Source organism: Pseudomonas baetica, from assembly GCF_002813455.1.
GTDB lineage: Bacteria > Pseudomonadota > Gammaproteobacteria > Pseudomonadales > Pseudomonadaceae > Aquipseudomonas > Aquipseudomonas baetica.
Genome location: NZ_PHHE01000001.1, coordinates 2,972,207 through 2,995,023 on the forward strand (window position 1 = coordinate 2,972,207; position 22,817 = coordinate 2,995,023).

Below are 22,817 nucleotides of genomic sequence, written 5' to 3' on the forward strand. Positions count from 1 at the left end.
AAGGGATTCGGGGTGATATTGAGATCGACCCACAGGGCCTGAAGCATGCAGCAACCGTTCATCTTTCGTACCGTCGACCTGGATGGCCAGACCCTCCGCACGGCGGTACGCCCCGGCAAGCCTCACTTGACGCCCTTGCTGATTTTCAACGGCATCGGCGCCAACCTTGAGCTGGTATTTCCGTTTGTCGCGGCGCTGGACCCGGATCTGGAAGTGATCGCCTTCGACGTGCCCGGTGTTGGCGGTTCTTCGACGCCGAACCGGCCGTATCGCTTTCCCGGCCTCGCCAAGCTGACTGCGCGCATGCTCGATTACCTCGACTACGGTCAGGTCAATGTGATCGGCGTGTCGTGGGGTGGCGCACTGGCGCAGCAATTCGCCTACGACTACCCCGAGCGCTGCAAGAAACTGGTGCTGGCGGCCACCGCTGCCGGTGCGGTGATGGTGCCGGGCAAACCGAAAGTGCTGTGGATGATGGCCAGCCCCCGGCGCTACATCCAGCCGTCCCATGTGATCCGCATCGCGCCGTTGATCTACGGCGGCTCGTTCCGCCGCGATCCGACCCTGGCGGCCAGCCATGCAGCGAAAGTGCGTTCGGCGGGCAAGCTCGGTTATTACTGGCAACTGTTCGCCGGCCTCGGCTGGACCAGCATTCACTGGCTGCACAAGATCCATCAGCCGACGCTGGTGCTGGCCGGCGATGACGACCCGCTGATTCCGTTGATCAACATGCGCATGCTCGCCTGGCGAATTCCCAACGCCCAATTGCACATCATTGATGACGGGCATCTGTTCCTGATTACCCGCGCCGAAGCGGTGGCGCCGATCATCATGAAATTTCTCCAGGAGGAACGTCAGCGTGCAGTGATGCACCCGCACCCGACACCGCTGGGCGGTTAATCGCTGCGGCAGGCTTTATGCAAGGTTTTATACACAGTGCGCGGCAGGACGCCGCGCAGGCAGCAACCCGCAACAGCGTCTATGGTGTTCTGGTTCGGTGAGTTTGTTTTTGGCCTGAAGACGAAGGAGTGTTGAGTCATGCGCGACAAACCAGCGACGGGCGTAGTGCCCAGCCCCGCCGTGTTCATCAATGCACAAAGTGCAATGACCGGCCTGCGTGGCCGGGATTTGCTCTCGACGTTGCGCAGCGTCGCCGCTCATGGGCTGCGCAATCCGATCCACAGTGCAAAACACGCCTTGAAACTCGGCGGCCAACTCGGTCGCGTGTTGCTCGGTGAAACCCTGTACCCGACCAACCCGCAGGATGCACGGTTCGCCGATCCGGCCTGGAGCCTCAATCCATTCTACCGGCGCAGCCTGCAGGGCTATCTGGCCTGGCAAAAACAGGTCAAGAGCTGGATCGATGACAGCAGCATGAGCGACGACGACCGCGCCCGTGCGCACTTCGCCTTCACCCTGCTCAACGATGCCGTGGCGCCCTCCAACACATTGCTCAACCCGTTGGCGCTCAAAGAACTGTTCAACTCTGGCGGCCACAGCCTGGTGCGCGGACTCAGCCATCTGTTCGATGACCTGCTGCACAACGACGGCTTGCCACGCCAGGTCACCAAACAGGCTTTCGAGGTCGGCAAGACCGTCGCCACCACCACCGGCTCGGTGGTTTTTCGCAACGAGATGCTCGAGCTGATCCAGTACAAGCCGATGAGCGAAAAGCAATACGCCAAGCCGCTGCTGGTGGTGCCGCCGCAAATCAACAAGTACTACATTTTCGACCTCAGCCCGCAGAACAGTTTCGTTCAGTACGCGCTGAAAAATGGCTTGCAGACCTTCATGATCAGTTGGCGCAACCCGGACGTGCGCCATCGCGAATGGGGCCTCTCGACCTATGTCGAGGCGGTGGAAGAGGCGATGAACATTTGCCGGGCAATCACCGGCGCCCGCGAAGTCAACCTGATGGGTGCCTGCGCCGGGGGACTGACCATCGCAGCACTACAGGGGCACCTGCAGGCCAAACGGCAATTGCGGCGCATCTCCAGCGCGACCTATCTGGTCAGCTTGCTCGACAGTCAGATCGAGACTCCGACCACCCTGTTCGCCGACGAACAAACCATCGAAGCGGCCAAGCGCCGCTCCTATCAGAAAGGCGTGCTGGACGGCCGAGACATGGCCAAAGTATTCGCCTGGATGCGCCCCAACGATTTGATCTGGAGCTACTTCGTCAACAACTACCTGTTGGGCAAAGAGCCGCCAGCCTTCGACATCCTTTACTGGAACAACGACAACACCCGCCTGCCCGCCACGTTTCACGGCGACTTGCTGGACTTCTTCAAGCACAACCCGCTGACCCACCCCGGCGGTCTGGAAGTCTGCGGCACGCCGATCGACCTGCAGAAAGTCACCGTCGACAGCTTCAGCGTCGCCGGCATGAACGACCACATCACGCCATGGGATGCGGTGTATCGCTCGACCCTGCTGCTGGGGGGGGACAAGCGCTTCGTGCTGTCCAATAGCGGCCACGTGCAAAGCATCCTCAACCCGCCGAGCAACCCGAAAGCCGCTTACGTCGATAACGGCAAAATGAGCAGCGACCCGCGCGCCTGGTACTACGACGGCAAACACGTCGACGGCAGTTGGTGGCCGCAGTGGCTGGAATGGATTCAGCAACGCTCGGGCGCCCAGCACGAAACCCAGATGACCCTCGGCAACCCTAACTATCCACCGATGGAGGCAGCACCCGGTACTTACGTGCGTGTGCGCTGACGCTTAACCGAACTTTTCTAAGAAGACTGGATGAAAACCCGCGACCGGATTCTCGAATGTGCGCTGCAACTGTTCAACGAAAAGGGCGAGCCAAACGTCTCCACCATGGAAGTTGCCAATGAAATGGGGATCAGCCCCGGCAACCTCTACTACCACTTCCACGGCAAGGAGCCGTTGATACTCGGGTTGTTCGAACGCTTCCAGAATGAACTCGCGCCGCTGCTCGATCCGCCTTCGGATGTCGAATTGGCGCCGGAAGATTACTGGCTGTTTTTGCACCTGATCGTCGAGCGGTTAGCGCAGTACCGGTTCCTGTTTCAGGATCTGTCGAACCTGGCCGGACGCTTGCCGAAACTGGCGAAGGGGATTCGGCATTTGCTCAATGCCTTGAAGCGCACACTGGCGTCATTGCTGGCGCGACTGAAGGCGTCAGGGCAACTGGTCAGCGATACCCAGGCGCTGGGGCAACTGGTTGAACAGATCACCATGACGTTGCTGTTTTCGCTGGATTATCAGCGGATTCTGGATCGGGAGGGTGAGGTTCGGTTGGTGGTTTATCAGATCATGATGCTGGTGGCGCCGCATTTGTTGCCGCCGGTGAAAGTGGCGACTGAGCGGATGGCCCTGCAATACCTCGAAGACCACGACTGACGTTGCGACACATTGTTCACCTGTGGGAGCGGGCTTGCTCGTGGTGTTCCGGAGATTATCTGCACAAACAAAAACGCCCGACCTTCACAGGCCGGGCGTTTTGTTTTGCCCTGAAAGAATCAGGACTGACTGGTTGGCGTCGACGGGGTCGATGCAGCAGTCGGAGTTGCCGCCGGAGTCGGTGCAGCGGCGGAGTTCGACGCGCTCACCGGGGCTGCCGGAGTGGCAGGCTTGGCCGCTGGAGATGCCGGTTTCGGCGCAGCGGCTTTCGGTGCGGCCGGTTTTTTCACTGCCGGTTTCTTCGCCGCAGCAGGTTTCGCTGCAGGCTTGGCAGCAGGCTTGGCGGCAGGTTTGGCAACGGTTTTGGCGGCAACCGGTTTGGCGGCTGCTTTGACGGCGGGCTTAGCTGCTGCGGTTTTGGCCGCAGGTTTTGCAGCCGCTTTAGCCAGTGGCTTGGCAGCAGCTTTGGCTGCAGGTTTTGCCGCTGCAGTTTTAGCTGCCGGTTTTGCCGCAGCGGTTTTCGCCGCAACCGGACGGGCCTTCTCGCCAGTGAGTTTTTCGATCTGCTTGGTCAAGGTCTCGACCTTGCTGTGCAGCGCTTTAACTTCGTTGCGACTCGGCACACCCAGACGCGAAATCGCACTGTTCAGGCGCTTGTCAAAAGCCCCTTCCAGTTCGTCCCACTTGCCCAGTGCGCGATCTTTCACGCCGCTGATGCGCGACTTGGCCGAAGAAGCGGAATCCTTGGCGGCATCGACTTTCTTGCCGACTGCCGACTTGGTGAGCTTCTCGGCTTTCTCGCCGTCTTTGACCAATGTATCGAAGAGCTTGCTGCCGTCAGTGTCGATCTTCGAGTACACGCCTAAACCAGCCAGCCAGATTTTGCGGGAGTAGTCTTCGACTTTCCCAATCCACGAGCTGCCTTCTTTATCGGTGTTCTTTTTACCAGCCATCCCGTTCTCCTTAAGATTTACGCGCGACGCGTTCGAGCAATGCCGTCAGCTCATCGAGCTTAGCAGAGAGTGTCTCAACGTCATGTTTAGACGGAATGCCGATACGATTCAAGGCGCTTGCCACGCGGGTGTCGAACGCCTTCTCGACCTTGTCGAGCTGAACTTCGACACGGCCTTTGAAAGAACTGACTTCGTCACGGGCTTCATCGATCTCGGCGTTGGCCGCTTCGAGTTTTTCGGTGACGACTTTTTTGCCTTTCTTTTCAACAGTTTGACCAGCCTTGATCAACTCTTGAAAGTAGTCGCTGCCCTCTTGGCCGACCTTGGCGTAGGCACCCAGGCCTGCCAGCCAGATCTTGCGGGCATAGGATTTGACGTCGCTCAGAGCGGTTGTCGAAGCGTCGATTTTTTTCTTCAAAATGACTTTGGCCATGGTGCACCTCACGCGCAGAAGGTTTGAGGAACTGCCCGCAGGTTTGTCGGGCTCAGGCACAAAGTAGGCAGAAAAATTAGAAACGGCACCCTAACAACTGACATAAACCTCTGGCTTCACACGAAACGAATGTGGGAGCGAGCCTGCTCGCGAAAGCGTTTTATCAGTCGGATTTTCTGTGACTGACACACCGCATTCGCGAGCAAGTCGAATCGTCGCACCGCCGCTCCCACAGGAGGATTTCATTTCAGGCAGAAATCAGACCAGGGCTTTATCCAGCGCCTTCTCGATCTCGGCTTTGATCATCCCGCTCATGGCCGACATCATCAGGCCCAGTTCCACGTCGACCTTGATCGAATCGTCAGCCACATGCACCGCGCCTTTCACGCCCGAGCGCTTGAGGTTAAGGGTATCGCCCGACCATTGCGGCTCCAGGCCATATTGATCGGAGAGTTTCTGCGCCAGCTTGTCGGCCTTCTCGCGGGCGGCTTCCTTGCCCAGACTGTGGGCACGCTCAACACTGATTTTGGCCATTGGATGACTCCTGATTTATGAAGAAGTGTCGGTAAATCTTGACCGCGTCTGCGGCAAATCGTCCCGAAGGTTGCCCATCTTACCTTTAGCCATTCCAAGACAAAGCATGGCTTGGGGATTAGAATGTCGCGCATTCTCTTTTGGTGACAGCGATATGACTGATCAGCGCAAAGGCAGCGATGCCGAACCCACCACTCACTTCGGCTTCAAAAACGTTCCGGAAAGCCAGAAAGCGGAAAAAGTCGCTGAAGTTTTCCACTCCGTAGCCGCCAAGTACGACCTGATGAACGACCTTCTGTCGGGCGGCATGCACCGTCTGTGGAAGCGTTTCGCGATCGAACTGTCGGGCGTGCGCAGCGGTAACCGCGTTCTGGACATCGCCGGTGGCACCGGCGATTTGACCAAAAAGTTCTCGCACCTCGTTGGCCCTACCGGCCAGGTAGTGTTGGCCGACATCAACGAATCCATGCTCAAGGTCGGTCGTGATCGCCTGCTGGATCTGGGTGTGGCCGGCAACGTCGAATTCGTTCAGGCGGACGCGGAAAAACTGCCGTTCCCGGACAACCATTTCGACTGCGTGACCATCGCCTTCGGCCTGCGCAACGTGACGCATAAAGAAGACGCTCTGCGTTCGATGCTGCGCGTGCTCAAGCCCGGCGGTCGCCTGCTGGTGCTGGAATTCTCCAAGCCGACCAACGCGCTGATGTCCAAAGCCTACGACGCCTACTCGTTCGCCTTCATGCCGCTGATGGGCAAGCTGATCACCAACGACTCGGAAAGCTATCGCTACCTGGCCGAATCGATCCGCATGCACCCGAATCAGGAAACCCTGAAGTCGATGATGGTCGACGCCGGTTTCGACCGCGTGACCTATCACAACATGACCGCAGGCATCGTCGCCCTGCACCGCGGCATCAAGCCCTGATGCTGCTCACCGGGCTGCTCGCCAGCGTCGAACTCGGTCTGAACCGGGTGCTGCGTCTCGACAGCACGGCGCTGCCGCGACTGGCGCATCTGACCGGCAAGGTGATTGCCGTCGATTGCCGCAGCCCGGCGCTGCAACTGTTCATTCTGCCCAGCGATGAAGGCTTGATGCTGGCTTCCCATTGGGAAACCGATGTCGACTGCACCCTGCGCGCGCCAGCCTCGAGCCTGGTGAAACTGGCCCTGAGCAAAGACAAGACCGCGGTGCTGCACGCCCCGCAAGTCGAGCTCGATGGCGACAGCGGTGTGCTGCTGGAGCTGGCCGGTGTGCTGCAGGATCTGGAGCTGGACTGGGAGTACGAACTCTCGCGCTGGCTCGGCCCGGTCGCCACGCAACTGGTGGGCGGTCACCTGCGCAGCCGCGCACGCTGGTATCAACAAGGATTTGCCAGCCTCAACCAGAACCTCGCCGAATACCTCGCCGAAGAATCGCGCACCCTCGTCGGGCAGCGCGAAGCCGAAGCACGGTTCAGCGAACTGGACCGGATCAAACTTGATCTGGAACGTCTCGAGGCGCGTTTCGAGCGCCTTTCCCGATCCCTCGACCCAAGCGATAACGCATGAAGCTGCTTGCCGTCCGCCGTCTGTTGCGCATCCAGCGCGTCGTGATCCGCTACCGCCTCGATGATCTGCTGTTCGATCTGCCGCTGCCCTGGTTCCTCCTGGCGTTGCGCTATGCGCTGCCATGGCGCTGGTTTCCGCGCAAGCCGCTGGAGCTGAGCCGGGGCGCGCGCCTGCGTCTGGCGCTGCAGGATCTGGGGCCGATTTTCATCAAGTTCGGGCAGATTCTCTCGACCCGCCGCGACCTGCTGCCGGAAGACATCGCCGATGAGCTGATGCTGTTGCAGGATCGCGTGCCGCCGTTCGATTCGCAGCTGTCGATCAAGCTGATCGAAGAACAGCTGGGCAAGAAAATCAGCGAAGTGTTCAGCCGATTCGATGTTCAACCGCTGGCCTCGGCCTCGGTGGCGCAGGTGCATGCCGCGCAATTGAAAACCGGCGAAGAAGTGGTGGTGAAGGTGATCCGCCCGGGCCTGAAACCGATCATCGCGCAGGATCTGGCGTGGCTGTTCATCCTCGCCCGCGCTGCTGAAAAAGTCTCCGCCGACGCCCGCTTGCTGCACCCGGTAGACGTGGTGCAGGACTACGAAAAAACCATTTACGACGAGCTCGACCTGCTGCGCGAAGCCGCTAACGCCAGCCAGCTGAAGCGCAATTTCGAAGGTTCGCCGCTGCTTTATGTGCCGCAAGTCTATTGGGACTGGTGCCGGCCGAAAGTGCTGGTGATGGAGCGCATCTACGGGATTCAGGTGACGGATCTGGCGACCCTTGCCGATCAGCGCACCGACATGAAAATGCTCGCCGAACGTGGCGTGGAGATCTTCTTTACCCAGGTGTTCCGCGACAGTTTCTTCCACGCCGACATGCACCCGGGCAACATCTTCGTCAGCACCGTCAACCCGTGGAGCCCGCAGTACATCGCGATCGACTGCGGCATCGTCGGCAGCCTGACCCCGGAAGACCAGGATTATCTGGCGCGCAACCTGTTCGCCTTCTTCAAGCGTGACTACCGTCGCGTGGCGCAATTGCACATCGATTCGGGCTGGGTGCCGGCAGAAACCAAGCTCAACGAATTCGAAGCGGCGATCCGCACCGTGTGCGAGCCGATCTTCGAAAAACCGTTAAAAGATATTTCATTTGGCCAGGTGCTGATGCGCCTGTTCCAGACTGCACGCCGCTTCAATATGGAAGTTCAGCCGCAACTTGTGTTGCTGCAAAAGACCCTGCTGAACATCGAAGGCCTCGGTCGTCAGCTTTATCCGGATCTGGATCTGTGGAATACCGCGCAACCGTTCCTTGAGCGCTGGATGCGCGAGCGCGTCAGCCCGAAAGCCTTGCTCGGCAACGTGCAGAGCCAGTTCGAACAGATTCCGCACCTGGCCAACATGGCCCGCGATCTGCTCGAACGCATGTCCCAGCCCCACGCCAACGACCCACCGCCGCCCTGGCATAAACGCAAGGACGACTGGTTCCTGCGCCTGCTCGGCAGTGCCCATCTGGCGGGCGGTACGATCCTCGCCGCCGGTGGCCCACTGAACGAACTGGGGCATTGGCCGGCGGGAATCATGGTGGCCGTCGGCTTGTATCTGGTCGTTCGCCGATAGCCAGTTCCGTGATCGGCTGGCACACTGTTTCAACGCCTGAACCCGACTATTTGAAGTGTGGGTTCGCTGTCGGAGTCGAAGATGAAAAACTGGCTGGACGAGATCAAGTGGGACGCTGATGGCCTGGTGCCGGCGATTGCCCAGGATCACAAGACCGGACGCGTACTGATGATGGCCTGGATGAACCGCGAAGCGCTGGAACTGAGCGCTGCGGAAAACCGTGCAATCTACTGGTCACGTTCCCGTGGCAAGCTGTGGCGCAAGGGCGAAGAGTCCGGCCACGTACAGACCCTGCATGAAATGCGTCTGGACTGTGACGCCGACGTGATCATCCTGATGGTTGAACAGATCGGCGACATCGCTTGCCATACCGGCCGTCAAAGCTGCTTTTACCGCGTCTTCGAAAACGGCGACTGGAAAACGGTCGACCCGGTGCTGAAAGACCCGCATGCCATCTATTGCGCAGGACACAAACATGAGTGACACCCTGACCCGCCTCGCTCAGGTACTTGAAGAGCGCAAGGGCGCAGCGGCCGACAGTTCCTATGTCGCCAGCCTGTATCACAAGGGTCTGAACAAGATTCTGGAGAAAGTCGGCGAAGAGTCGGTCGAAACCATTATTGCCGCCAAGGACGCCGCCATCAGCGGTGACTGCAGCGACGTGATCTACGAGACCGCCGACCTGTGGTTCCACAGCATGGTCATGCTCGCCCAACTGGGGCAGCATCCGCAGGCCGTGCTCGATGAACTGGATCGTCGCTTCGGCCTGTCCGGACACGTCGAGAAAGCCTCGCGTCCGTCCGCCTGAACAACTATTAGAGAGGAACAGCAACATGGGCATTTTTGACTGGAAACACTGGGTCGTCATTCTGGTAGTCGTGGTGCTGGTGTTTGGCACCAAGAAACTGAAAAACCTCGGCACCGACGTTGGCGAATCGATCAAGGGCTTCCGCAAAGCCATGAACGACGACGAGAAGCCGGCAGCCGATCCGACCGTGACGCCTGCGCAGCCGGTGCCACCGGTGCAGCCGCAAGCCACCGCGCAGGCCAACCCGCCGCACACCATCGACGTGCAGGCGCAAAAAGTCGAAGAGCCGATCCGCAAAGACGTGTGAGCACTGACTAATGTTTGGTATCAGCTTCTCTGAACTGCTGCTCGTCGGCCTCGTCGCCCTGCTGGTGCTGGGCCCCGAGCGTCTGCCGGGTGCTGCACGCACCGCCGGCCTGTGGGTCGGACGGCTGAAGCGCAGCTTCAACGCGATCAAACAGGAAGTTGAACGTGAAATCGGTGCCGACGAGATCCGTCGGCAACTGCACAACGAGCACATTCTGTCGCTGGAGCAGGAGGCGCGGAAGATTTTCAATCCGGTTCAGCAAGAGCCGACGCCGGTTGAACATGTGGGTGAGCAGACGATTCATGCGCCTGCCGCAGTTGCCCCGGTGACACCGGCAACCGCAACCGCTGTAGCACCGACAACGCCTGCGCCCGCTGTTGCAGAAAATTCGGTTGAACACATTGCTCCAAGCGCCGCGCCAACCGCGCCGGCCCCTCACGACCCTACATTGCCGCCGCGAGCCCCATGAGCGATCTCCCCGAAAACGACCAGCACATGCCGCTGGTTTCGCACCTCACCGAGTTGCGCACCCGTCTGCTGCGTTGCGTGGCGGCGATTTTCATCATCTTCGCCGGGCTGTTCGCCTTCACCCAGCAGATCTACACCTTCGTCTCGACGCCGCTGCGCCAGTACCTGCCGGTGGGCGCGACGATGATCGCCACCGACGTGTCGTCGCCGTTCCTGACGCCGCTGAAGCTGACGATGATGGTTTCGCTGTTCCTCGCGATCCCGGTGATCCTGCATCAGATCTGGGGCTTCATCGCGCCGGGCCTGTACAAGCATGAGAAGCGCATTGCCGTGCCGCTGCTGGTCTCCAGCATCCTGCTGTTCTATACCGGCATGGCCTTCGCCTATTACTTCGTATTCCCGCTGATCTTCAAGTTCTTCGCTGCCGCCACCCCGGCCGGCGTGGAAATGATGACCGACATCGCCAGCTACCTCGATTTCGTCATGACGCTGTTCTTCGCCTTCGGCGTGGCGTTTGAAATCCCGGTGGCCGTGGTGCTGCTGGTGTGGATCGGCGTGGTCGACGTCAAATACCTGAAAAAGATCCGTCCGTACGTGATCATCGGCTGCTTCGTGGTCGGCATGATCCTCACGCCGCCGGACATCTTCTCGCAGACCCTGTTGGCCGTGCCGATGTGGATGCTGTTTGAAATCGGCATCATCTTCGGTGGCTTGATCAGCAAACGCGAACGCCCGGAAGAAGAACCGGCTGACGACCATAACGACCAGCCGCCAGCGACCCAGCCATGAACCTGCTGCTGCTCGAAGAAGCCGATTTCATTGCGGCCGACCGCGTCGTGCTGCGTGATCGCCGTTTGACGCACATGCAGGAAGTGCATCGCTCGGAAGTCGGCGACAGCCTGCGCGTAGGGCGCATCGATGGGCTGATGGGCTCGGCCGAGCTTTTGCGGCTGGAGGCCGGTGAAGCGGAACTGCGTGTCACCCTCGATCAGCCGCCACCGGCCAAGCTGCCGCTGACATTGGTGCTGGCCCTGCCGCGGCCGAAGATGCTGCGTCGGGTGTTCCAGACCGTAGCGACTATGGGCGTGTCAAAGGTGATTCTGGTCAACAGCTACCGTGTCGAGAAGAGTTTCTGGCAGACGCCGTTTCTGGAGCCGGAAGCGATTCGCGAGAATCTGATCCTTGGCCTCGAACAGGCGCGGGATACGGTGCTGCCGGAAATCGTCATCGAGAAACGCTTCAAGCCGTTTGTCGAAGATCGGCTGCCAGCGATTACCGAAGGCACCCTCGGTCTGGTTGGCCATCCCGGCAACTACCCGCCCTGCCCGCGCGCATTGAGCGAACCGGTGACCCTGGCCATCGGCCCCGAAGGTGGCTGGATTCCCTACGAGATTGATCTGCTGGCCAAATCCGGCCTGCAACCGGTGCAACTCGGCGAGCGCATCCTGCGTGTCGAAACCGCCGTCACCGCCCTGCTCGCGCGCCTGTTCTAGCCCGGACAAATGGCGTTACAGATTGCCATCACTGAGCCGATACAGTCCCCATAAGTCCAATTAGTGGTCGGGGAGTCGTCGCATGTACCGTTGGTTAGCCGAGAGTCTTGGAAACGTCAGCGTCAAACGCAAGCTGGGAATCGGTTTCGGCCTGGTGCTGTTGCTGACGCTGTTGATCACCTTCACCGGTTGGACCGGCATGAGTGGCATCATCAGCCAGGGCGATAAGCTGGGGTTCATCTCCAGCCTCAACGAGCTGACCAAAGACCTGCGCCTGGCGCGTCTGGACTATGAAGCACGCCGTGGCGAGCAAGGTCCGGGCGCGGTCAATGAGCTGCTGAGCAAGCTCGACAGCGGTCTGCAAACCGCCCGCAGCCTGATCGAGCAGCCGTCCGACGCGGCCATGGTCGATCAACAACTGGCCGCCGTCGCCGAATACAAACGCGCCTTCGCCGACATGACTCAGGCCACCGTGCAGCGTGAAGATGCCCACAGCAAACTCGGCGCCAACGCCGACAACGCCGTGGCTAAAGTTTCCGAAGTCGAGAAATCCATGCAGCAGGGCGACAGCGTCGCGCAATTCAACAGCGTGATCGAGCTGAGCAAACTGCTGCAACAGGCGCGCTATCAGGTGCGCGGCTACACCTACAGCGGCAAGACCGAGGCTGAGCAGTCAGCGCTGGACGCCATCGACAATGCCCTGAAAAACCTCGAAAGCCTGCCAGCGAAATTGCCGGAACAGCACATCGCCAACCTGCAACAGGCCACCGATTCGATCAAAGCCTACCGCGCAGCGGTTGCGCAGTTCCGCGACTCGCAGGTCAACAATGCCAAGGCCGCCGCGCGCATGTCGACTCAGGGCGACATCTTGCTCGACGTCAGCAAGAAACTCACCGAGTCCCAGACCATCGTCCGCGACACCGATGCCACGCATGCCAAGAACATGCTGATCATCGCGACCCTTCTGGCCGTGGCCTTCGGCCTGCTGGCCGCCTGGGCGATCACCCGGCAGATCATCATTCCGCTCAACCAGACCCTGAAAGTCGCCGAGCGCGTCGCTGCCGGCGACCTGACCCAAAACCTGGTCTCGTTGCGCCGCGACGAACTCGGTCAGTTGCAGCGTTCGATGCAGAGCATGACCCAAGGCCTGCGCGAGTTGATCGGCGGGATCAGCGACGGCGTCACCCAGATCGCCAGCGCCGCCGAAGAACTGTCGGCCGTAACCGAGCAAACCAGCGCCGGGGTCAACAATCAGAAGATCGAAACTGATCAGGTCGCCACCGCCATGAACGAAATGGCCGCCACCGTGCAGGAAGTTGCGCGCAACGCCGAAGAGGCTTCCGAAGCCGCCGTCGCCGCCGATCAGCAGGCCCGTGAAGGCGACAAGGTGGTGGGCGAAGCGATCGCACAGATCGAGCGTCTGGCGGTTGAAGTCGGCCACTCCACCGAGGCCATGGGCGAGCTCAAGCGCGAAAGCGACAAGATCGGCAGCGTCCTCGACGTGATCAAATCCGTGGCCCAGCAAACCAACCTGCTGGCGCTCAACGCGGCCATCGAAGCGGCGCGTGCCGGTGAAGCCGGGCGTGGTTTCGCCGTGGTCGCCGACGAAGTACGCAGCCTCGCCCAGCGCACGCAGAAGTCCACCGAAGAGATCGAAGAGCTGATCGTCGGCCTGCAAAACGGCACCCAGCAAGTGGCGACGATCATGGACAACAGCCGCACCCTGACCGACAGCAGTGTGGAGCTGACCCGTCGCGCCGGTGGCTCGCTGGAAAGCATCACCCGCACTGTGTCGGCGATTCAGGCGATGAACCAGCAGATTGCTGCGGCGGCTGAACAGCAGAGTGCGGTGGCCGAAGAGATCAACCGTAGCGTGCTGAATGTGCGCGATGTGTCGGATCAGACATCGGCGGCGAGTGAAGAGACGGCGGCATCCAGCGTTGAGCTGGCGCGGCTGGGGACGCATCTGCAGACGCTGGTGGGGCGATTCAAGGTTTGAGGTGACTGATGTGCCTCGGTTCGCTGTGGACCGAGGTGATGCATCTCGCGAGCAAGCCCGCTCCCACAGTTGACCGAGTTGTCCAAGCGGACGCGGTCTAATGTGGGAGCGGGCTTGCTCGCGAAAGCGGTAGGTCAGACGCTGAAATTACAAGACCTGACGCAGAAAGGCCTGAGCACGCGGATCCTTCGGCGCATCAAAGAACTCCGCCGGCGACGCATCTTCCAGCAATTTGCCGTGATCGAAGAACAGCACCCGGTCCGCCACTTCCCGGGCAAAACCCATTTCGTGGGTAACGCAGACCATGGTCATGCCTTCCACGGCCAGGTTCTTCATCACCTCCAGCACTTCGCCGACCATTTCCGGGTCAAGGGCCGAAGTCGGCTCATCGAACAACATCACCTTCGGTTCCATCGCCAGCGCCCGGGCAATCGCTACGCGCTGCTGCTGACCGCCGGAGAGGCGTGACGGAAACTCGTTGGCCTTCTGCGCGATACCAACCTTTTTAACAACTCCATCGCCTTGGCTTCGCGCTCTTTCTTGCCGCGCTTGCGCACGACTTTCTGCGCCAGACAGAGGTTTTCCAGCACGGTCATGTGCGGGAACAGGTTGAAATGCTGGAACACCATGCCGACTTCGCGGCGGTAGGCGTTGACGTCGGTTTTCGGGTCGGCCAGTTGCAGGCCATCAATGCTCACCGAGCCCGAATCGAATTCTTCCAGGCCATTGAGGCAGCGCAGGAAGGTCGACTTGCCGGAACCGGAAGGACCGATCACCACCAGCACTTCGCCCTTGGCGACATTGGTGCTGACGTTATCCACCGCGCGCACCACTTGGCCGCGGGTGTCGAAGACTTTTACCAGATCGCGGACTTCAATCACTTTGCGCGAGCCTCCGCTCTAGACGGCTGGCGATTTTCGACAGCGGCAGGTTGATCAACAGGTACAGGCCGGCAACGCAGAACAGAATCTCGAATGGCGAAAACGAGGTGGTGATGACTTCACGGCCGCTTTTGAGCAGTTCGGTGATGGCGATCACCGACACCAGCGAGGTGTCCTTGACCAGACTGATGAACTGCCCGGCCAGCGGCGGCAACACGCGCTTGAACGCTTGCGGCAGCACCACGTGACGCATCGACTGGCCGGCGCTCAGACCGAGCGAGCGCGCGGCTTCGTTCTGCCCACGGGCAATCGACTGCACGCCGGAACGGATGATCTCGGCCACATAGGCGCCGGTGAACAGCGACAGCGCGGCGATCCCGGCGAACTCCCGGGACAGGTTCATCACCGTGCCGATGAAGAAGTAGAAAATGAAGATCTGTACCAACAGCGGCGTGCCGCGCACCAGTTCGACGTAGATGCTCGACAGGTCGCGCAGGGTCGGGTTACTCGACAAGCGGCACAGCCCGGTGACCAGACCGATCAGCAAACCGAGAACGCCGGAGACCACCGACAGCCAAAGCGTCGTCCACAGCCCCCACAACAGCGGCCCTGCCGCCCAATGCCGAGTGACGCCCACGACATCGCCTTCGGCCACATCGTCGCCCTGAGCGAATTGCAGGCTGTTCTCGTCGACGGTCAGGTGCTGCTCGTCACCGGCATCATTGCGCAGAGTGACTTGCGCGCTGCTGCCCTTGTGCACCAGTTCGGTCACGGTGGAGATGTCGGTGGCGCGCTGGGTTTCTTCGGCCTGATAGGCGAAGTACTGCGGCACGCGATTCCAGCGCCATTCGTAGGACATCAGCGACGTGGCGTAATACAACGCACCGGCTAGGCCGATCAGCACCAGCACGGTCAGAACGTGCCAGGGCCATTGGGCTTTTTTATGTTTCATTGCAGGTTCCGGAATTGGTGTTGCTTACTAGGCCCTCTTCGCGAGCAGGCTCGCTCCCACATTGGAATGCATTTCAAATGTGGGAGCGAGCCTGCTCGCGAAAGGGGCGACGCGGTCTGGCAGACCGGCGTTATTCCATGTCCTTGAGCCACTCGGTGCTCTTGAACCACTTGTCATGGATGCGATCGTAGGTGCCGTCTTCGTGGATCTGGTGCAGGAAGTTGTTGATGAAGTTGAGACTGTCGTAATCACCCTTCTTCAGGCCGAAGGCCAGCGGCTCGTAGGTGAACGGCTTGTCGAGGAACACCAGTTTGCCAGCGCCGACCTTGGTCACCGCTACAACGTTGTACGGGGCGTCGTAGATGAACGCGTCAGCCTTGCCGTTGACCACGTCGAGCACGGCTTCCTGCTCGTTGTCGTAGCCGTGGTACTTGGCTTTGGAGATCAGCTTCTTGGCGACCATTTCACCGGTGGTGCCGAGCTTGGAGGTGATGCGGTAGTCGGCGGTGTTCAGGTCTTTATACGACTTGATGGTGCCTTCCAGCTCCTTGCGGATCAGCAAGGTCTGGCCGACCACAATGAACGGATCGCTGAAGTTCAGGCGCAGGTTGCGCTCTTGAGTCAGGGTCATGCCGCTGCCGATCATGTCGAACTTGTCGGTCATCAGCGCCGGGATGATGCCGTCGTAACCGGTGGAGACCAGCTCCAGCTTGACGCCCATGGCCTTGGACATGGCTTTGAGGATGTCGACTTCGAAACCGATGATCTCGCCACGCTTGTTGGTCATCTCGAACGGCATGTAGGTCGGATCCATGCCGACTTTCAAGGTACCGCGCTTGACCGCGTCATCGATCGCGCCGGCGTGCGCCGCATTGACTGCAACCAGTGCCGTGACGCCGACCAGCAGCATCGACAGATACTTCTTCATCTTCAAGTCCCCAAAACCATTGCGTTTGCGGCGCGAAAACCAACAGCGACGGGCAAAAATGCCCAGGTGCGCCAATTCGGGGACGGATGCTAACGCACTCGTTCGTTTGCACAAGGTTTTTTGATCGATTGCAGATTAGCGCCCGCTGTCGGCAGGGCAAAAAAAACCCCGCTTTCGCGGGGCTTCTTATCAGGCCGGCTGAGCCTGCATGCTCAGCGGTCGCAACGGCAACAGCGGCGCATGCGGATCGGCTTTCACCGAAGCCCGCCATGCATCCAGCCACTCGGCGTGGCCTTCGGCCCACACTTGCTCGTGCAGGCGCGCCAAGGCAACAGGGTCGCTCAGCAGTTGCAGACGATCATGGTTATTCAACCCGGCAGGGCCGACCTTGATCGCATGACGCACACGTTCCTGACGCAGCCATTCAATCGGCTCGGCTTGACCGTGACGCGAGGTCGCCAGCGAGCACGCCAAGGCGTTCTGCTGCGGATCGACCACTGCACGGACAAAGCCGTCATTCAGTGCATGCCAACGGTTCTCGTGGGTGTACTGGTCAGTCGCCAGCAGCGCCTGTGGCGGATTGTATTCCTCAGGGATGAGGAACAGGCTCTCGTCACGGGATTTGAGGCCCAGACCGACACGGCTGGAAATCACCGACACCGGGATCGACAGCATCAGCGAACCGACAATCGGCACCAGCCACCACAGGAAGCTCGGGTTCAGCCAGATCACCAGCAGCGCCCAGCAGAAGCCCAGCAGGGTCTGCGGGCCGTGGCGCTTGACCGCTTCGCTCCATGGTGTGGAGTCGTCGTCACGTTGCGGCGAATTCCAGGTCGCGGCCCAGCCGAGGAACGCGGCCAGTACGAAACGGGTGTGGAAAATCATCCGCACCGGCGCCAGCAGCATGGAGAACAGCATCTCCAGCAGCATCGACAGGGTCACTTTGAACTTGCCGCCGAACTCTTTCGCGCCCTTGGCCCAGATCAGGATGATGCTCAACAGTTTCGGCAGGAACAGCAGCACGATGGTCGTCGAGAACAGCGCGATAGCCTTGTCCGGGTGCCATTGTGGCCACAGCGGATAGAGCTGACGCGGTTCAAGGAAGTACTGCGGCTCCATCAGCGTGTTCACTGCCAGCAGCGCGGTCGACAGCACCAGGAAGAAGAACCACAACGGCGCCGACAAGTAGGACATCACACCAGTCAGGAACACCGCCCGGTGTACCGGGTGCATGCCTTTGACCAGGAACAGGCGGAAGTTCATCAGGTTGCCGTGGCACCAGCGACGGTCACGCTTGAGTTCGTCAAGCAGGTTCGGCGGCAGTTCTTCGTAGCTGCCTGGCAGGTCGTAGGCAATCCACACGCCCCAACCGGCACGACGCATCAGCGCGGCTTCAACGAAGTCGTGAGACAGGATCGCCCCGGAGAATGCACCCTTGCCCGGCAACGGCGCCAAGGCGCAGTGGTCGATGAACGGCTTCATGCGGATGATCGCGTTGTGCCCCCAGTAATGGGATTCACCCAACTGCCAGAAGTGCAGACCGGCGGTAAACAGCGGCCCGTAAACGCGGGTGGCGAACTGCTGCATGCGCGCATACAGAGTGTCCATGCCCGACGCACGCGGCGCGGTCTGGATGATCCCGGCGTCCGGCGTGGCTTCCATCAGGCGCACCAGACTGGTCAGGCACTCACCGCTCATGACCGAGTCAGCGTCGAGGACGACCATGTACTTGTAGTCACCGCCCCAACGACGGCAGAAGTCGTCGAGGTTGCCGCTCTTGCGTTTTACGCGACGACGACGGCGGCGATAGAAGATCTTGCCGAAGCCCTTGGCTTCGCGGCAGACGTCCAGCCAGGCCTGTTGCTCGGCCACGCAGATGTCGGTGTCGTTGCTGTCGCTGAGGACGAAGAAGTCGAAACGATCCAGATCACCGGTGGCGGCAACCGATTCGAAGGTGGCGCGCAGACCGGCAAATACCCGGGGTACGTCTTCGTTGCAGATCGGCATCACCAGCGCGGTACGGGCGTCTTTGGCAATCGGCTCGTTGCCGGCGCTTTTGCCGGAAATACGGTATTTGTCGTGACCGGTGAGCAACTCGAGGAAGCCCATCAGCGCCGTCCAGAAACCGGCCGACACCCAGCAGAACAGAATCCCGAAGAGAATCAGGATGCTGGTTTGCAGCGCATACGGCAGCACTTGCGTGGCGGTTTGCAGCAGCGGCTGGTGCAGGACTTCGTCCAGATCGACGAACGACCAGCCCTGGTACGGCATGATGCCTTTCATGTACCAGCCGGCAACGATGGTCTGGCCGAGCATCAGCACCAACAAAATGTAGCGGCGGATCGAACCGACAGTGCGCCAGCGCGCGGCCGGCAGGACGTTCTCGTCCTTCGGCGGTTGCGGCGGGTTTGTGCGACCAGTCAGACGCCGCCAGCCACGCACCAGAATGTTGGTGCGCCATGGCTCCGGCACGACTTTGGTTCGACGGATCGGCGGTGTCGCTTTGAGACTGACCCGACCGCTGGCGTCGAGCACCAGCATTTCCGCTTCCTCAAGCTCTTCGGCAGTGCTCAGGGTCAGGCGCTTGCCCACCGAAGCCTGGGCGGCTTCGGCAGGGGCGTCGAACGTCGAGGACGACAGGCGTTGATGCAGCTCGCTGAACGACTGACAGCCCGCGAGTTCCGCGCGCTGCTCGTCGGTCATCGGCAGATGCGCCAGATACTCGGACAGAGTCTCTGGCTGTACTTGAGAGTTACTCATCGGCAGGCAACTGATAGCTCCAGGTCTCGGTCAGGACTTCTTCAGTCGGTGCCGATTCCGGTGTGGCTGGGGCCGCGTCCGCAGCAACTGGCTGCTTGGCGTCTTTGTTGGCCTTGTCCTTGGCATCTGCAGCTGGCTTGGCGTCGGCCTGCTTGGCCTCGGCTGCCTTGGCTTCCTTGTCGAGCTTCTCTTGTTGCTTGGCGGCAACCTTGTCGGCCTTGGCGACGGACGAGTTGGACGCCGGCACCGAAGACTTGGCCAGATCAGCGGTCACGACTGGCTGCACCAGTGCGGCACGCATCTCGGTCGACTTGCTCGCATCCTTGATCTTCATGCGCAGAGTCAAGCGCCAGCCCTTGGTGTCCGGGTTGTAACGCACGCTGTTCTCGACCAGTTCGGCGTTGTCGCCGACGCTGACCTGACTGCGAACGTCGGCATCCGGCGCCAGAGCGGCCAGCGATGGGCCCTCGAAGTCGACCAGGTAGGCAACGCTGCCGTCCGGCTGACGGATCAGGTTCGATTGCTTGACGTCACCGGTCGAACGCAGAGTCTGCGCAACCCAGGCGCTGTCCGGCGCGTGAATCGCCGCTTCGTCCATGGTCCAGTGCATGCGGTAGGCGAAGTCCAGCGGCTGGCCTGGCTCCGGCATTTTTTCCGGGCTCCAGAACGCAACGATGTTGTCGTTGGTTTCGTCAGCGGTCGGAATTTCGACCAGATCGACGGTGCCTTTGCCCCAGTCGCCCTTCGGCTCGATCCAGGCGCTTGGGCGCTTGTCGTAGCGGTCGTCGAGGTCTTCGTAGTGGCTGAAGTCACGGCCACGTTGCAGCAGACCGAAACCACGCAGGTTTTCGACGCTGAAGTTGCTCACGGCCAGGTGTTTCGGGTTGTTCAGTGGGCGCCAGATCCACTCGCCGTTGCCGGCATGGATCGACAGACCGCTGGAGTCGTGCAGTTCACGACGATAGTTGAGGACTTTCGACGGCTGGTTGGCGCCGAACAGGAACATGCTGGTCAGTGGCGCGATGCCCAGTTTGCCGACCTTGTCGCGCAGGAACATCTGCGCTTTGACGTCGACAATGGTGTCGCTGCCCGGACGCAGGATCAGACGGTAGGCACCGGTGGCACGCGGCGAATCCAGCAGGGCGAAGATCACCAAATGCTTGTCGCCCGGCTTCGGCTGTTGAATCCAGAACTCACGGAAACGTGGGAATTCTTCACCCGACGGCAGCGCGGTATCGACCGCCAGACCACGGGCCGACAGACCGTAGGTGTGGCCCTTGCCGACGACGCGGAAGTAGCTCGCGCCGAGCATGGTCATGATTTCGTCTTGCTTGTCGGCCTTGTTGATCGGGTACAGCACACGGAAACCGGCATAACCCAGTTGTTCGGTGGCTTTCGGATCGAATTTCAGGTCACCGAAATCGAAGCGCGAAGGATCGTACTTGATCTCTTCGACGGTGTTGGCCGTGATTTCGTTGATTTTCACCGGTGTATCGAAGTGCATACCCTGGTGATAGAAGGACAGTTTGAACGGCGTCTTCTGATCAGCCCACTCAGCCTTTTCGGTGAGGAAGCGGATTTTCTGATAATCCGCGAACTTCATGTCGCGGAATTCGTTCGGCAGGTTGCTGCGCGGGGCTTCGAACTTCTGCCCGGCCAGCTCTTTAGCCTTGGCGGATACATCGTCAAGATTGAACGCCCAAAGCTGACCGGCGCTGAGCAGGCACAGGAGCGCCGAACCCGCTACCAGGGCACTTCGCATGCGTTTGGCAGACATTTTTGCTGCATTACAGGGACTAACGATCACGAGCAACCCTCGCCGAAAACAGATCAAAAAACCAACGGCCAGCAAGCCGTCTGTGTGGCCATTTTTGTCAGCTTATTTCGGTTCCAGGAAGCCAGATACTGCGTTGCTGCTCCTCCCCATAGCAGGCTATGAGTCGTCGCAGCGCCTTGTCTCTGACTCCCTGGCCCTCGAAATAATGCTGGCAAAAATGGCCGTACAGACCGCTCATACCAGGTTGGCGAGCATTGTTCCGACTCCGCTGGGGCAAAATGATTCCCCAATCGGATCCAGACAAGTCTCTACCTAAGTCAAAAATGGACCAACGAACGCTGATCCCCATAGCGCGCGATTATCTAGTAGCCCGCGTGACAACGCATCAGGGGTAACCAAGTATTTATCGCGAAAACACCCTAAAAACAGTCGAAATTTCCTAAAAAGGTGTTTCAGGTGCTTTCAGGTCTGTAACAAAAAGGTAACAGGGCCATCGTTGACCAAATGCACCTGCATATCGGCGCCGAATCTACCTGATGCCACAGTGCCATGCACCTGTTTCGCTTTGCCTAATAGATAGTCGAACAATTCCTCACCCAGCGCCGGAGGGGCGGCGGTCGAGAAGCTCGGGCGCAACCCGCTTTTGGTGTCAGCGGCCAGGGTGAACTGAGAGACCAGCAGCAACCCGCCGCCCACATCTGCCAAGGACAAGTTCATCTTGCCCTCAGCGTCACTGAATACCCGATAGTTAAGCAGCTTCTGCAGAAGTTTGTCGGCACTGGCGCGCGTGTCGTCGGGTTCGACCGCCACCAGCACCAGCAAACCCTGATCTACCGCGCCAACCACCTCTCCCGCCACTTCGACTCGCGCGCCACGCACGCGCTGTAAAAGCCCCTTCATGCTTCTTCGGGCGGCAGGTCGAGCAGACGCCGAGCCATTTGACCGGCGGCACGCACCAACGCATCGGTGATACCCGGTTCGGACGCGGCGTGCCCGGCATCGCGAATGACCTGCAGCTCACTGTTCGGCCAGGCCTGATGCAGTTCCCAGGCGTTATCCAACGGGCAGATCACGTCGTAACGGCCGTGGATGATCACGCCCGGCAAGTGAGCAATCTTGCCCATGTCGCGGATCAGCTGATTCGGTTCAAGGAAGGCGTTATTGGTGAAGTAGTGGCATTCGATCCGCGCAATCGACAAGGCGCGTTGCGGCTCGGAGAAACGATCGACTACCAGCGGGTTTGGTCGCAGGGTCGCGGTGCGCCCTTCCCAGGTCGACCAGGCTTTGGCAGCGTGCATCTGGGCGATCTGATCGTTGCCGGTGAGGCGTTTGTGGAACGCGTTGAGCAGATCGTCGCGCTCGTCCAGTGGGATCGGGGCAATGTAGTCCTGCCAGTAATCGGGGAACAGACGGCTGGCGCCAGCCTGATAGAACCACTCGATTTCCTGCGGACGGCAGAGAAAGATCCCACGCAGGATCAGGCCATGTACGCGCTCCGGATGGGTTTGCGCATAGGCCAGCGCCAGGGTCGAACCCCACGAGCCGCCGAACAACACCCATTTGTCGATACCCAGGTGCTTGCGGATACGCTCGAGGTCGGCGACCAGATCCCAGGTGGTGTTGTTTTCCAGGCTGGCGTGCGGGGTGGAGCGTCCGCAGCCGCGCTGGTCGAAGGTGACAATGCGATACAGGTTCGGATCGAAATAGCGACGGCTTTGCGCATCGCAACCGGCGCCGGGGCCGCCGTGGATGAACACGACCGGCAAGCCTTCCGGTGAGCCGCTTTCGTCGACGTACAGCGTATGCGTGTCATCGACAGCCAGATCGTGCCGGGCGTGGGGTTTGATCTGCGGAAACAAAGTCTGCATTGCGCGCTCCGTAAGGGGTCGAGGTCATCCCTGGGGGGACTTCTATTATTCTGCCGTTGGGCATCATAAACCCGATTTACGTCAATGAGCATGCCTGTGCGCTGTCGCAATTTTTCTGTTGCATACAAAACCTGT

22 protein-coding genes and 2 pseudogenes are annotated in these 22,817 nt (G+C 60.2%); 14 read left to right on the forward strand and 10 right to left on the reverse strand.

Annotated features, from left to right (window positions below; translation table 11 throughout):
* The first annotated feature begins 45 nt into the window (after window positions 1–45).
* The 3 genes from phaZ (at window position 46) to ATI02_RS13435 (ending at window position 3,372) form a co-directional block, all read left to right on the forward strand.
* Complete coding sequence (phaZ, locus tag ATI02_RS13425) at window positions 46–900, forward strand: poly(3-hydroxyalkanoate) depolymerase (protein ID WP_100846515.1); 855 nt, start codon at window positions 46–48, stop codon at window positions 898–900.
* Window positions 901–1,038: 138 nt separating this feature from the next.
* Window positions 1,039–2,721, forward strand: coding sequence for a class II poly(R)-hydroxyalkanoic acid synthase (phaC, locus tag ATI02_RS13430; RefSeq protein ID WP_100846516.1), 1,683 nt, complete (start codon window positions 1,039–1,041; stop codon window positions 2,719–2,721).
* 30 nt (window positions 2,722–2,751) lie between these two features.
* On the forward strand, window positions 2,752–3,372 hold the full coding sequence (locus ATI02_RS13435) for a TetR/AcrR family transcriptional regulator (protein WP_095187463.1): 621 nt from the start codon (window positions 2,752–2,754) through the stop codon (window positions 3,370–3,372).
* A 119-nt stretch (window positions 3,373–3,491) separates the two neighbouring features.
* Here ATI02_RS13435 and ATI02_RS13440 read toward each other — a convergent pair whose 3' ends face one another.
* The 3 genes from ATI02_RS13440 to ATI02_RS13450 all read right to left on the reverse strand — a co-directional run bounded on the left by ATI02_RS13440 (window position 3,492) and on the right by ATI02_RS13450 (window position 5,292).
* Window positions 3,492–4,325, reverse strand: a complete 834-nt coding sequence (locus tag ATI02_RS13440) for a phasin family protein (RefSeq protein WP_100846517.1) — start codon at window positions 4,323–4,325, stop codon at window positions 3,492–3,494.
* 10 nt (window positions 4,326–4,335) lie between these two features.
* A complete protein-coding gene (locus ATI02_RS13445; protein ID WP_095187465.1) occupies window positions 4,336–4,758 on the reverse strand; it encodes a phasin family protein in 423 nt (140 codons plus the stop codon).
* Between the two features lie 258 nt (window positions 4,759–5,016).
* Window positions 5,017–5,292 carry a polyhydroxyalkanoic acid system family protein gene (locus tag ATI02_RS13450; RefSeq protein WP_095187466.1) on the reverse strand — a complete coding sequence of 92 codons (276 nt, stop codon included), beginning with the start codon at window positions 5,290–5,292 and terminating at the stop codon, window positions 5,017–5,019.
* 154 nt (window positions 5,293–5,446) lie between these two features.
* Here ATI02_RS13450 and ubiE point away from each other — a divergent pair, with 154 nt between their 5' ends.
* The 11 genes and pseudogenes from ubiE to ATI02_RS33295 all read left to right on the forward strand — a co-directional run bounded on the left by ubiE (window position 5,447) and on the right by ATI02_RS33295 (window position 13,516).
* Window positions 5,447–6,217: a bifunctional demethylmenaquinone methyltransferase/2-methoxy-6-polyprenyl-1,4-benzoquinol methylase UbiE gene (gene ubiE / locus ATI02_RS13455; RefSeq protein WP_008080626.1), complete on the forward strand. Its 771-nt coding sequence runs from the start codon at window positions 5,447–5,449 to the stop codon at window positions 6,215–6,217.
* Entirely contained in the window at window positions 6,217–6,840 is a 624-nt protein-coding gene (locus ATI02_RS13460) for a ubiquinone biosynthesis accessory factor UbiJ (protein WP_100846518.1), read from the forward strand. The genes ubiE and ATI02_RS13460 overlap by 1 nt, the downstream gene beginning before the upstream one ends.
* On the forward strand, window positions 6,837–8,441 hold the full coding sequence (gene ubiB / locus ATI02_RS13465; RefSeq protein WP_100846519.1) for a ubiquinone biosynthesis regulatory protein kinase UbiB: 1,605 nt from the start codon (window positions 6,837–6,839) through the stop codon (window positions 8,439–8,441). The genes ATI02_RS13460 and ubiB overlap by 4 nt, the downstream gene beginning before the upstream one ends.
* A gap of 81 nt (window positions 8,442–8,522) precedes the next feature.
* On the forward strand, window positions 8,523–8,924 hold the full coding sequence (hisI, locus tag ATI02_RS13470) for a phosphoribosyl-AMP cyclohydrolase (RefSeq protein WP_100846520.1): 402 nt from the start codon (window positions 8,523–8,525) through the stop codon (window positions 8,922–8,924).
* On the forward strand, window positions 8,917–9,249 hold the full coding sequence (locus tag ATI02_RS13475; protein ID WP_003220849.1) for a phosphoribosyl-ATP diphosphatase: 333 nt from the start codon (window positions 8,917–8,919) through the stop codon (window positions 9,247–9,249). Before hisI ends, ATI02_RS13475 begins: the two co-directional genes overlap by 8 nt.
* A 25-nt stretch (window positions 9,250–9,274) precedes the next feature.
* Entirely contained in the window at window positions 9,275–9,556 is a 282-nt protein-coding gene (locus tag ATI02_RS13480) for a twin-arginine translocase TatA/TatE family subunit (RefSeq protein ID WP_095187470.1), read from the forward strand.
* A 10-nt stretch (window positions 9,557–9,566) separates the two neighbouring features.
* Entirely contained in the window at window positions 9,567–10,025 is a 459-nt protein-coding gene (gene tatB / locus ATI02_RS13485; protein ID WP_100846521.1) for a Sec-independent protein translocase protein TatB, read from the forward strand.
* A complete protein-coding gene (gene tatC, locus ATI02_RS13490; RefSeq protein WP_100846522.1) occupies window positions 10,022–10,813 on the forward strand; it encodes a twin-arginine translocase subunit TatC in 792 nt (263 codons plus the stop codon). Before tatB ends, tatC begins: the two co-directional genes overlap by 4 nt.
* Window positions 10,810–11,517, forward strand: coding sequence for a 16S rRNA (uracil(1498)-N(3))-methyltransferase (locus ATI02_RS13495; protein WP_100846523.1), 708 nt, complete (start codon window positions 10,810–10,812; stop codon window positions 11,515–11,517). The genes tatC and ATI02_RS13495 overlap by 4 nt, the downstream gene beginning before the upstream one ends.
* Before the next feature lie 199 nt (window positions 11,518–11,716).
* Window positions 11,717–12,661, forward strand: a pseudogene (locus ATI02_RS33290) (methyl-accepting chemotaxis protein); the annotation flags it as partial.
* Between the two features lie 141 nt (window positions 12,662–12,802).
* Window positions 12,803–13,516 (forward strand): methyl-accepting chemotaxis protein, encoded by a 714-nt coding sequence (locus ATI02_RS33295; protein WP_371857607.1) that lies wholly within the window; start codon window positions 12,803–12,805, stop codon window positions 13,514–13,516.
* Window positions 13,517–13,663: 147 nt separating this feature from the next.
* On the opposite strand, the pseudogene ATI02_RS13505 reads toward ATI02_RS33295, so the two are convergent.
* The 7 genes and pseudogenes from ATI02_RS13505 to pip form a co-directional block, all read right to left on the reverse strand.
* Window positions 13,664–14,397: pseudogene (locus ATI02_RS13505) on the reverse strand (amino acid ABC transporter ATP-binding protein).
* Window positions 14,390–15,349, reverse strand: a complete 960-nt coding sequence (locus ATI02_RS13510) for an amino acid ABC transporter permease (protein WP_100846525.1) — start codon at window positions 15,347–15,349, stop codon at window positions 14,390–14,392. The pseudogene ATI02_RS13505 and the gene ATI02_RS13510 overlap by 8 nt, the downstream one beginning before the upstream one ends.
* A 130-nt stretch (window positions 15,350–15,479) precedes the next feature.
* Window positions 15,480–16,277: a transporter substrate-binding domain-containing protein gene (locus tag ATI02_RS13515; protein WP_100848463.1), complete on the reverse strand. Its 798-nt coding sequence runs from the start codon at window positions 16,275–16,277 to the stop codon at window positions 15,480–15,482.
* A gap of 189 nt (window positions 16,278–16,466) precedes the next feature.
* A complete protein-coding gene (gene mdoH, locus ATI02_RS13520; protein ID WP_095191808.1) occupies window positions 16,467–19,037 on the reverse strand; it encodes a glucans biosynthesis glucosyltransferase MdoH in 2,571 nt (856 codons plus the stop codon).
* Window positions 19,030–20,814 carry a glucan biosynthesis protein G gene (locus ATI02_RS13525; protein ID WP_420875203.1) on the reverse strand — a complete coding sequence of 595 codons (1,785 nt, stop codon included), beginning with the start codon at window positions 20,812–20,814 and terminating at the stop codon, window positions 19,030–19,032. The genes mdoH and ATI02_RS13525 overlap by 8 nt, the downstream gene beginning before the upstream one ends.
* Before the next feature lie 462 nt (window positions 20,815–21,276).
* Window positions 21,277–21,714: a D-aminoacyl-tRNA deacylase gene (gene dtd / locus ATI02_RS13530; RefSeq protein WP_100846526.1), complete on the reverse strand. Its 438-nt coding sequence runs from the start codon at window positions 21,712–21,714 to the stop codon at window positions 21,277–21,279.
* Window positions 21,711–22,682, reverse strand: a complete 972-nt coding sequence (pip, locus tag ATI02_RS13535) for a prolyl aminopeptidase (RefSeq protein WP_095191806.1) — start codon at window positions 22,680–22,682, stop codon at window positions 21,711–21,713. The genes dtd and pip overlap by 4 nt, the downstream gene beginning before the upstream one ends.
* Between the last annotated feature and the right edge of the window lie 135 nt (window positions 22,683–22,817).

Bases quoted from the DNA above. Each gene is read 5' to 3' on its own strand.
- phaZ (WP_100846515.1), top strand. From the start codon at position 46: ATGCAGCAACCGTTCATCTTTCGTACCGTCGACCTGGATGGCCAGACC.
- phaC (WP_100846516.1), top strand. From the start codon at position 1,039: ATGCGCGACAAACCAGCGACGGGCGTAGTGCCCAGCCCCGCCGTGTTC.
- ATI02_RS13435 (WP_095187463.1), top strand. From the start codon at position 2,752: ATGAAAACCCGCGACCGGATTCTCGAATGTGCGCTGCAACTGTTCAAC.
- ATI02_RS13440 (WP_100846517.1), bottom strand. From the start codon at position 4,325: ATGGCTGGTAAAAAGAACACCGATAAAGAAGGCAGCTCGTGGATTGGG.
- ATI02_RS13445 (WP_095187465.1), bottom strand. From the start codon at position 4,758: ATGGCCAAAGTCATTTTGAAGAAAAAAATCGACGCTTCGACAACCGCT.
- ATI02_RS13450 (WP_095187466.1), bottom strand. From the start codon at position 5,292: ATGGCCAAAATCAGTGTTGAGCGTGCCCACAGTCTGGGCAAGGAAGCC.
- ubiE (WP_008080626.1), top strand. From the start codon at position 5,447: ATGACTGATCAGCGCAAAGGCAGCGATGCCGAACCCACCACTCACTTC.
- ATI02_RS13460 (WP_100846518.1), top strand. From the start codon at position 6,217: ATGCTGCTCACCGGGCTGCTCGCCAGCGTCGAACTCGGTCTGAACCGG.
- ubiB (WP_100846519.1), top strand. From the start codon at position 6,837: ATGAAGCTGCTTGCCGTCCGCCGTCTGTTGCGCATCCAGCGCGTCGTG.
- hisI (WP_100846520.1), top strand. From the start codon at position 8,523: ATGAAAAACTGGCTGGACGAGATCAAGTGGGACGCTGATGGCCTGGTG.
- ATI02_RS13475 (WP_003220849.1), top strand. From the start codon at position 8,917: ATGAGTGACACCCTGACCCGCCTCGCTCAGGTACTTGAAGAGCGCAAG.
- ATI02_RS13480 (WP_095187470.1), top strand. From the start codon at position 9,275: ATGGGCATTTTTGACTGGAAACACTGGGTCGTCATTCTGGTAGTCGTG.
- tatB (WP_100846521.1), top strand. From the start codon at position 9,567: ATGTTTGGTATCAGCTTCTCTGAACTGCTGCTCGTCGGCCTCGTCGCC.
- tatC (WP_100846522.1), top strand. From the start codon at position 10,022: ATGAGCGATCTCCCCGAAAACGACCAGCACATGCCGCTGGTTTCGCAC.
- ATI02_RS13495 (WP_100846523.1), top strand. From the start codon at position 10,810: ATGAACCTGCTGCTGCTCGAAGAAGCCGATTTCATTGCGGCCGACCGC.
- ATI02_RS33295 (WP_371857607.1), top strand. From the start codon at position 12,803: ATGAACGAAATGGCCGCCACCGTGCAGGAAGTTGCGCGCAACGCCGAA.
- ATI02_RS13510 (WP_100846525.1), bottom strand. From the start codon at position 15,349: ATGAAACATAAAAAAGCCCAATGGCCCTGGCACGTTCTGACCGTGCTG.
- ATI02_RS13515 (WP_100848463.1), bottom strand. From the start codon at position 16,277: ATGAAGAAGTATCTGTCGATGCTGCTGGTCGGCGTCACGGCACTGGTT.
- mdoH (WP_095191808.1), bottom strand. From the start codon at position 19,037: ATGAGTAACTCTCAAGTACAGCCAGAGACTCTGTCCGAGTATCTGGCG.
- ATI02_RS13525 (WP_420875203.1), bottom strand. From the start codon at position 20,814: ATGTCTGCCAAACGCATGCGAAGTGCCCTGGTAGCGGGTTCGGCGCTC.
- dtd (WP_100846526.1), bottom strand. From the start codon at position 21,714: ATGAAGGGGCTTTTACAGCGCGTGCGTGGCGCGCGAGTCGAAGTGGCG.
- pip (WP_095191806.1), bottom strand. From the start codon at position 22,682: ATGCAGACTTTGTTTCCGCAGATCAAACCCCACGCCCGGCACGATCTG.